The sequence below is a fragment of the Curvivirga aplysinae genome, assembly GCF_009711445.1.
Lineage (GTDB): Bacteria > Pseudomonadota > Alphaproteobacteria > UBA8366 > Aestuariispiraceae > Curvivirga > Curvivirga aplysinae.
In genome coordinates, this window is record NZ_SMMC01000088.1 from 1 (window position 1) to 7,986 (window position 7,986).

At 41.9% G+C, this 7,986-nt stretch carries 8 protein-coding genes; 3 read left to right on the plus strand and 5 right to left on the minus strand.

Going from position 1 to position 7,986, the window contains the following annotated elements:
* Positions 1-44: 44 nt before the first annotated feature.
* Entirely contained in the window at positions 45-821 is a 777-nt protein-coding gene (locus E1160_RS01835; RefSeq protein ID WP_155153284.1) for a hypothetical protein, read from the plus strand.
* 28 nt (positions 822-849) lie between these two features.
* Positions 850-1,713 (plus strand): DUF2125 domain-containing protein, encoded by an 864-nt coding sequence (locus tag E1160_RS01840; RefSeq protein ID WP_155153285.1) that lies wholly within the window; start codon positions 850-852, stop codon positions 1,711-1,713.
* Positions 1,714-1,776: 63 nt separating this feature from the next.
* Here E1160_RS01840 and E1160_RS01845 read toward each other — a convergent pair whose 3' ends face one another.
* The 4 genes from E1160_RS01845 to E1160_RS01860 form a co-directional block, all read right to left on the minus strand.
* Positions 1,777-2,751: a prephenate/arogenate dehydrogenase family protein gene (locus E1160_RS01845; RefSeq protein WP_155153286.1), complete on the minus strand. Its 975-nt coding sequence runs from the start codon at positions 2,749-2,751 to the stop codon at positions 1,777-1,779.
* 33 nt (positions 2,752-2,784) lie between these two features.
* Positions 2,785-3,864, minus strand: coding sequence for a histidinol-phosphate transaminase (hisC, locus tag E1160_RS01850; protein WP_155153287.1), 1,080 nt, complete (start codon positions 3,862-3,864; stop codon positions 2,785-2,787).
* Positions 3,865-4,007: 143 nt separating this feature from the next.
* Complete coding sequence (gene pheA, locus E1160_RS01855) at positions 4,008-4,844, minus strand: chorismate mutase (protein WP_155153288.1); 837 nt, start codon at positions 4,842-4,844, stop codon at positions 4,008-4,010.
* A gap of 143 nt (positions 4,845-4,987) precedes the next feature.
* Positions 4,988-5,467: a PAS domain-containing protein gene (locus E1160_RS01860; protein ID WP_218048650.1), complete on the minus strand. Its 480-nt coding sequence runs from the start codon at positions 5,465-5,467 to the stop codon at positions 4,988-4,990.
* Positions 5,468-5,686: 219 nt separating this feature from the next.
* Here E1160_RS01860 and E1160_RS01865 point away from each other — a divergent pair, with 219 nt between their 5' ends.
* Positions 5,687-7,285: a SulP family inorganic anion transporter gene (locus E1160_RS01865; protein WP_155153290.1), complete on the plus strand. Its 1,599-nt coding sequence runs from the start codon at positions 5,687-5,689 to the stop codon at positions 7,283-7,285.
* A gap of 36 nt (positions 7,286-7,321) precedes the next feature.
* Here E1160_RS01865 and E1160_RS01870 read toward each other — a convergent pair whose 3' ends face one another.
* Positions 7,322-7,885, minus strand: a complete 564-nt coding sequence (locus E1160_RS01870) for a nucleotidyltransferase family protein (RefSeq protein WP_155153291.1) — start codon at positions 7,883-7,885, stop codon at positions 7,322-7,324.
* Positions 7,886-7,986 lie beyond the last annotated feature (101 nt).

A 7,986-nucleotide genomic window follows, 5' to 3' on the forward strand; every position in this document is an offset into this window, starting at 1 on the left:
CTAAGGGGTCTATAGAATTATTGTATCTACTAAAGGAGCTTGACGTGAATAATAATCAAAAGAAAATGTTCCGAATTGAAAAGACAATGCGTGAGGCTGCTAATTCATCTGCCAAACGTGGGACTATGTTCAAGCCAGAAGATGTAACTGATGAAGATGCGCGTTTTGCGATCTTGTTGAAGGAGATGCGTTCCTTACGTGAGGAAATGTCCAATATTCAATCCATTACAATTGAAAAACAACAAGAAGAAGTTGCCCCGACTAAAGAAGTAATTGATGATTATAAACAACAAATCATCGACGCCAATAATCTACGAAATGATTTGAAGGAGCTATCTGACGCGATTGAAGCAACAAAAGTTGAAATTGCTGCTTTACGTGCTGATACGCAAAATGACGATAAAATTCATGTTGCGAGTATGGAGTTGTCAGCTGTGGTTAATGATACAGAGGTGGCGACAGATGGTATTATTGAAGCAGCAGAGACGATAGAAACCCTTGCTGATCGCTTACGTGTAGAAATAAATGATGCATCGCAAATTGAAGTTTTAGATGAGATTGCGGAACGTGTTATTAAAATCTTTGAATCCTGTAACTTCCAAGACATTACAGGGCAAAGAATTACTAAAGTTGTGAATACAATGAATTTCATTGATGAACGTATTCATGGTATGATGGAAATCTGGGGTGGTAAAGAGCTGTTTGCTGAACTTACACCAGAAGCAGAGGCAGAACAGCATCCAGAAGGGGATCGTTTACATGGCCCTGCATTGCCGGGTGCAAGTATTTCACAGGATGAAATCGACGCATTGTTCGACTAACTTACTTTAACTTGAAGGAGGGACGTCCTTGTCCCAGAAAAAGCTGATCCGAATTAGCTTGATAATTTTTGCTGTTCTATTTTCTGCCTATGCCTTTTTTTGGTACTGGTCTGCGCTTAAGGTTGTGACCATACTAGATCAGGAAATAGTAAGATTAAAAGAGCATGGCTTAGATATACGATATGAAAGTCAGCGGACGATGGGATTCCCGTCCCGTTTAAAATTAAAGCTGAAAAATATTGTTGTTTATCCAGAGATAGGTGAGGCTGTGTCTCCCCTTTTTAGGGCCAAAGAGATGTCACTTGCTGCTAGCATGATCAACCCTATTTCTTTTGTTGCTGGTCAGATTTCACAAGAGAATAACAATTTGCACTTTGATTTAGCCGACTTGGATAAGATCGTGTTTACGGCAAAGGATGTGAGATTTCAACAAGGTAGTATGACTCCGCTGGCTGATACACTGAACAATCTGGAAATCCAGCTAAATGCACATGGTCCATTGGCATTAAATGGAGATACAATAGAACGTTTGAAAGTGTGGCAACAAGGTCAAGGATATCTAGATATTTCAATGGCCGCGATCAGATGGGCAGAACTCTTTATGGATGGTCATGGTAAACTTGCATTGGATCCTTCAATGCAGTTAACGGGGAAACTGGATACCAATACGACAGGCTTACCGAATTTTTTAACAGGATTAGGGAAAAAGGGTATTATAGATCGCAATGTCGCGGGGCTTGCTGCTGGAAGTATCCAATTTTTCTCGGTACCAGTCGAAAACAAGCTGAATGGTAAGGTGAGAGAGTTTTTCTCAGTTCCGATGAGTTTTGTAGATGGTGAATATTATCTAGGTCCATTGAGGTTGGCAAAACTAGGACCAATTGTAGATTGAAGTATTTAGTCGCACTCTTTTGCCATTCAAGAGCGCGACTAAATTTATGATTAATATGTTGAATTAGTCTTCTGAGCCAGGGCCAACACGGTGTCCACCTTGCCAATCCACATAGGGAGACCTCGCAGGTTGCTCCACCACTTCTCGGCGGATTGTCCGGGTTCTGGTGAACCATTCTTCCAATTTTTCAGCATCATTCCAGCGGATAGCGCGTTGTAGACCAACTAAATCCTCTGTAAAGCGGCCTAACATTTCTAAAACTGCGTCTTTATTGGCAAGAAAAACATCACGCCACATTACGGGGTCAGAGCCTGCGATACGTGTAAAATCACGGAAGCCCGAACCAGAGAACCTAACCACCTCATTTGTTTCTACCATCTCTTCAATATCGGCATCTTCTTTTTCAAGATGTCCCTCTAGATCCGCTGCGGTTCCTACGATTGTATAGGCAATCAAATGTGGTAAATGCGATGTTATCGCCAAAACACGATCATGATGTTTGGGACTCATTACATCTACAATGGCTCCAATCTCTTTCCAAAGAGATACAACTTTGCGAAATGCGGTTCTATCTGTGCTATCGGCAGGTGTGATGAGGCAGTAACGACCATCAAATAATTCGGCAAAACCTGCTTCTGGTCCTGAATTTTCTGTACCTGCAATTGGATGCCCAGGCACTAAGTGAACACCTTCGGGTAAGTGAGGTTCTACATCTTCTATGACCTTCATTTTTGAAGAGCCCACATCCGTTACGATAGCACCCTTTTTTAATCCGGGTGCCATTGCTTCTGCTATTTTTGCGTTTGCGCCCAATGGTGCGCAAAGTACAACTAAATCAGCATTTTCAACCGCTTTTGCTGGATCAGCTTCCGCAGAATCTATGAATCCCAATTCAAGAGATTTTGATCGTGTTTCTTCTTTGCGTGCGGAACCTACGATATGGGCAGCTAAATTCCCGCGTTTCATGGCACGCGCCATAGAGGACCCAATGAGGCCCAGACCAATAAAGGTCACTTTTTCAAACATTGGCGAAGTCATCTTCTCGCCCTTTCTTTTCGAACAATTCTTTTATTAGCCTTTGAAGTTACTTAAGACATCCAAAAGCAGGTTGTTTTCTTTCTCTGTACCGATGGTGATACGGATATATTCTGGTAATCCATAGCCACCCATCATACGGGTGATGACACCATTTTTATGCATATACTCATAGGCAGCTTGTGTCGTGTCAGCTTCACCAAATCCAGCGAGTAAGAAGTTACCTACAGACGGTGGCACTATTGCTCCTAACTTTTCTAACTCATTTGTTAGTTTAGGAAGCCAAAGGTTGTTATGTGCACGTGCCGTATCTGTATGTGCAAGATCTTCCATTGCGGCTACACCAGCTGCTTGAGACGGTGCTGTGGTATTAAAAGGACCACGCAACCGGTTTAACAAATCAGTGACTTGTGGTGATGCATAGCACCAACCAAGGCGAACAGCAGCCAATCCAAAGATTTTCGAAAATGTACGTGTCATAACTACATTCGGATATTGATCAACAAACTGGGATCCATCAGAATAATCATTAAGTTCCACATATTCTGCATAAGCAGAATCCAATACCAGTAAAACATTCTCTGGTATGCCTTCCACTAAGGTTCTCATTTCCTCAGTAGTTAGGTAAGAGCCTGTTGGGTTGTTTGGGTTCGCTATGAACACAATTTTGGTTTTTTCGTTTATACTATCCAGTACGGCCTGAACATCTGTACGTAAATTACTTTCAGGCGCTTGCACAGGGATCGCACCCACTTGTTTTGCATTGATAGGGTACATTAAAAAACCATGCTGCGAGTATAGCACTTCATCGCCCGGACCAGCAAAGATACGCGTCAGGAATGTTAAGATTTCGTCCGAGCCCGCACCACATGTGATTTGATCAGGACTAAGGCCAAAACGTTTTCCGATGGCATCTCGTAACTCTACCGCACCGCCTTCTGGATATCGATGGAGTTGTGTCGCAGCAGCTTGATAAGCTGCCACTGCCTTGTCACTTGGGCCTAACGGGTTTTCGTTAGCAGACAGGACAACTGGTTCTGCAATGCCGTCGACTTCATGGCTTCCAGGCACATAAAGTGGGCAATCGGCAATTCCAGGACGTGCAACTAATGGCATTTTAAATACTCCATCTTTTGAGTGTTTTTTTAATCGGGTTAGAGGTTAGGGTTGAAAATGATGAAAGACAAGTAGATTTGCGAGCTTGTTTGACAAGCCCGTTCCTAAAATTTCTTTCACATGAAAATAGGGAAGGACTATGCCTAAAGAACCGCTTTCGCATAATACCCAATGATATGGGTACGCATTACAGAATCACGAATCTCTAACTTTTCAATCGCTGGATGATCAGCTTCGATGAAACCGTCAAGTTCAACAAGATGTAACCAGCCTTCTGATGCAGTGCCAACAGATACTGTATCAAGAAACGGCTGTAATCCTGCGGCTTTCAGATAGGCCTGCAAACCATCACGACTTAATTGCTCACCTGTTTCTACGACAAGCATAGTGCAGTCGTCGCCTGTCGGGGCTAGTGGAATATCGGCAACGGCGAATACTTCTTCAACTTCACCACGTAATGATCCGGTTCCAGAGAAAGGTAAATGCCCGATAATCTTGGGGGCGTTAGGGACTAGTAATCCTGTCCACCAATCAAGAGAGTTCTTCTCTGTTGGTTTTGGAAGCACTGCTACACCCGAAGTACCTTCAAACACACGGTTTAAGGTATCGCGAATACTTCCATGCGCAGTGAGAGGAGTTTGAGCGCCAAATTGGTCACGGGCCATATCCCAGATCGCCTGATGGTTCTCATCAACATAAACGGCAATTGAGTAGCTGTTTTGAATTTGAGTGAAAGCCGCAATCATTTCTTGCCACATACGTGCTAGAGAAACGAATGGGAATGGACCCTTGTGACGCGATTTGAGGCGACGTAGCATATCCGCTTCACGTGCAGGACGAATGGGTAACTCATTGTTAGTGATACCTTTAGCCGCAGCCACGTTTGACACAACTTCCGCACGCTCCATGATTAGATCGTGAATATGATCATCAATCTCATCAATACGCTTACGTAATTCATCTAATGACGGTTGTGTCATTGTTTAATGCTCCAACTTATAATTTCCCAATCTTTATTGGTACAGGTTAGGTATCTTGAAATTAGATTAAAATCAAAAGAATTTTTAAAAAGAAATTAGTTAAGTGCAGAAAGAAAAGGAATATTGTTTTTCTTATATTACGATTAGGTCTTTTCTACGAAAACTACAGCTGTCAATATACTTTCCGCATCTTCAGTGTCACCGGAAAGAGGCATTATCAAGCATTCTGCATGATCTATACGTAGGTCGTTACCAATATATTCCATGCTTACCGCTAGAGCGGTATGTGTTTCCGCAGCAGTTTTTAAACATTTAAAAATATTCGTTGTTTCATTTTGGTGCGGGATTTCTGATAATTTTTGATGATGTCGGTTACTAACAGTGTGGGAATCTACAATTCCGCCGATAAGGTCATAGCGAAAATCTATTATTTTGCTTTGGTTGTCGCGAAGAATTTGCATCAGGGAAATATTTGGTAAGATGCGAATTATTTCTATTGGATCTATTTCTTTTCGGTGAGGGAGGTGGCCTGCGCTTTTTTTCAATAGCCAATAATCATAGGCATTCTTTAACTTTCCCGAAAGTGTCGTGAGATCAATTAAGTTTTCAAGATTTGTAGTCAAATTCTCTTCATCCAAATTGTATTATGGTTAAATACTATACAGCATAGAAACGTCATCGTCATGACTAAGTTCATATAAGTTTCTTTGAATTTTGCTAGCTTTTTAGAAAATGCTCCTCTATAACCGCGCCAAATAGACAGTATCAGACCTTTGCTTATGGGGATATAAGATTGGTTTCTTGCCACGGGATATGGCGCGATCATAGATAGGATTATTGCATTGAAAGAAAATATTCTCGGAATACCGGATAACGATCCGTTATCCTTACCCGTTCGCATTAAAACAGAAGTACTCGCCGGGTTAACCGTTGCATTGGCATTGGTGCCAGAGGCAGTTGCTTTTGCTTTTGTTGCTCAGGTTCATCCTTTGGTTGGTCTATATGCGGCCTTCATTGTTGGTTTGATTACAGCTGTCTTTGGTGGCCGTCCGGGGATGATTTCCGGGGCTACCGGCGCTCTGGCTGTTGTGATGGTGTCCTTGGTGGCGACACATGGTGTTGAATATCTTTTTGCCGCCGTTGTCTTGATGGGTATCTTACAGATTACTTTTGGCATCCTGCGTCTGGGTAAGTTTATTCGGATGGTGCCACATCCTGTTATGCTGGGTTTTGTAAATGGTCTGGCGATTGTTATTTTCCTTGCGCAGATGACGCAGTTTAAAGTGAAAGATACGGCGACTGGTCTAATGGATTGGATGGCTGGCGATACAATGACGCTGATGTTGGCATTGGTTGCATTAACAATGGCAATCATTTGGGCTGCGGGTAAATATGTGAAATTTATTCCGGCACCTTTGGCTGCCATCCTTGTCGTTTCACTTATTGTGATTTTTGGGGATTTACCAGTTCCACGAGTTGGGGATATGGCACAAATCGCAGGCGATTTGCCAGATTTCCATATTCCAATGGTACCATTCACTTTAGAAACCTTGTGGATCATTCTTCCTTATTCGGTCATTCTTGCTGCGGTTGGTTTGATTGAGTCACTTTTGACACTTAACCTTGTGTCCGAAATTACAGAATCTCATGGTGGGGCAAGTAAGGAATGCGTGGCGCAAGGTGCCTCCAACCTTGTAACAGGCTTCTTTGGCGGTATGGGCGGTTGTGCTATGATCGGTCAATCCATGATTAATGTGAAGTCTGGCGGTCGTACGCGTATTGCCGGTACGGTGGCTGCATTATTCCTATTGGCTTTTATTTTATTTGCGTCAGGGTTGATTGAACAAATTCCACTAGCCGCGCTGGTTGGTGTGATGTTTATGGTCGTGATTGGTACATTTGCCTGGAATTCACTTAAGATCATGACCAAGATTCCGAAGTCAGATGCTTTTGTAATCGTTCTTGTAACAGCAGTGACTGTGATTAGTGACTTGGCTGTTGCGGTAATTGTTGGTGTCATAGTTTCTGCATTGGTCTATGCATGGAATAGTGCAAAACATATGTCCGCACGTGAGGAGATAAATAAACAGGGTTCTAAAGAGTATCATCTCTTTGGTCCGCTCTTCTTTAGTAGTGTGACAAGTTTTAATGGTTTGTTTGATCCAAAGAATGATCCGGATGATGTGATTATTGACTTTAAAGGGTCGCGTGTCTGGGATCATTCAGGTTTACAAGCCATTGATGCGCTGGCTGAACGTTATCAACAAGAAGGTAAAACACTTCACTTGCGTCATTTAAGTGACGATTGTCGTCATTTGCTTAATAAGGCAGGAAATATGGTTGAGGTCTCTGTAATAGAAGACCCTCAATATGGTGTTGCTGTCGATTATGTCGAAGCATACCATGATCTGCCTGATGACAGTGAAAAGACAAAAGCATAACTTCTAATAAAGCCCGATCCATTGGATCGGGCTTTATTAGTTTATAACCGTCAGCTTCGGCCAGTAACGCTGCCAGTTCTTTTTTGATATTCTATTTATGAAAACATAATTTAGGTCGGATTTGAATTTGTGAGTTGGTTTAAGAACCAGATTATAGATGTCCTCAAGGCCAAAAGGGGCGATGATTTCTAGTTGGTTGTGTTTGTTTAGTCGAATACCAACTGAGGTGCATGTTTCAACCCAATAACGCATCGCATCTTCTGTATCTTTATAAGGTTGATCTTTATTTCGTTTATGCATGACCGCTTGGTTCTTAACTGACCAATCTCCCAGATTAGAAGTGATACCATGTGTTGTATTATTCAGTCGTATCTCAAGTTCTTGTGCATTCAGATTACATGTTGGATCGAAATAAAGGACATCAATATCACTCTTGTAATGATAGCCTCTAAATCCATGCATATGATCCCAGATCTTATTTCTTATAAAGCCTGCTCCAATCCAGCTATCTTTCAAATTAAGAGATTGATGAGTTTTAAGTGCGTCCATTCTCATAGGATCGTTTGTGATCAATTCTATTGTTTTTGCTAAGAGCTTCATATTTACTATTACCTAGTGCGACTTTCTTTGATGAACCCATATTATATGAATTAGAAGGAGGGAAGAATAAGAAAAAATATCTTAGATGATTTGTAATTCAG

Excerpts from the sequence above, each read along its gene's own strand:
- E1160_RS01870 (WP_155153291.1), bottom strand. The coding sequence starts at position 7,885 with ATGAAGCTCTTAGCAAAAACAATAGAATTGATCACAAACGATCCTATG.
- hisC (WP_155153287.1), bottom strand. The coding sequence starts at position 3,864 with ATGCCATTAGTTGCACGTCCTGGAATTGCCGATTGCCCACTTTATGTG.
- E1160_RS01845 (WP_155153286.1), bottom strand. The coding sequence starts at position 2,751 with ATGACTTCGCCAATGTTTGAAAAAGTGACCTTTATTGGTCTGGGCCTC.
- pheA (WP_155153288.1), bottom strand. The coding sequence starts at position 4,844 with ATGACACAACCGTCATTAGATGAATTACGTAAGCGTATTGATGAGATT.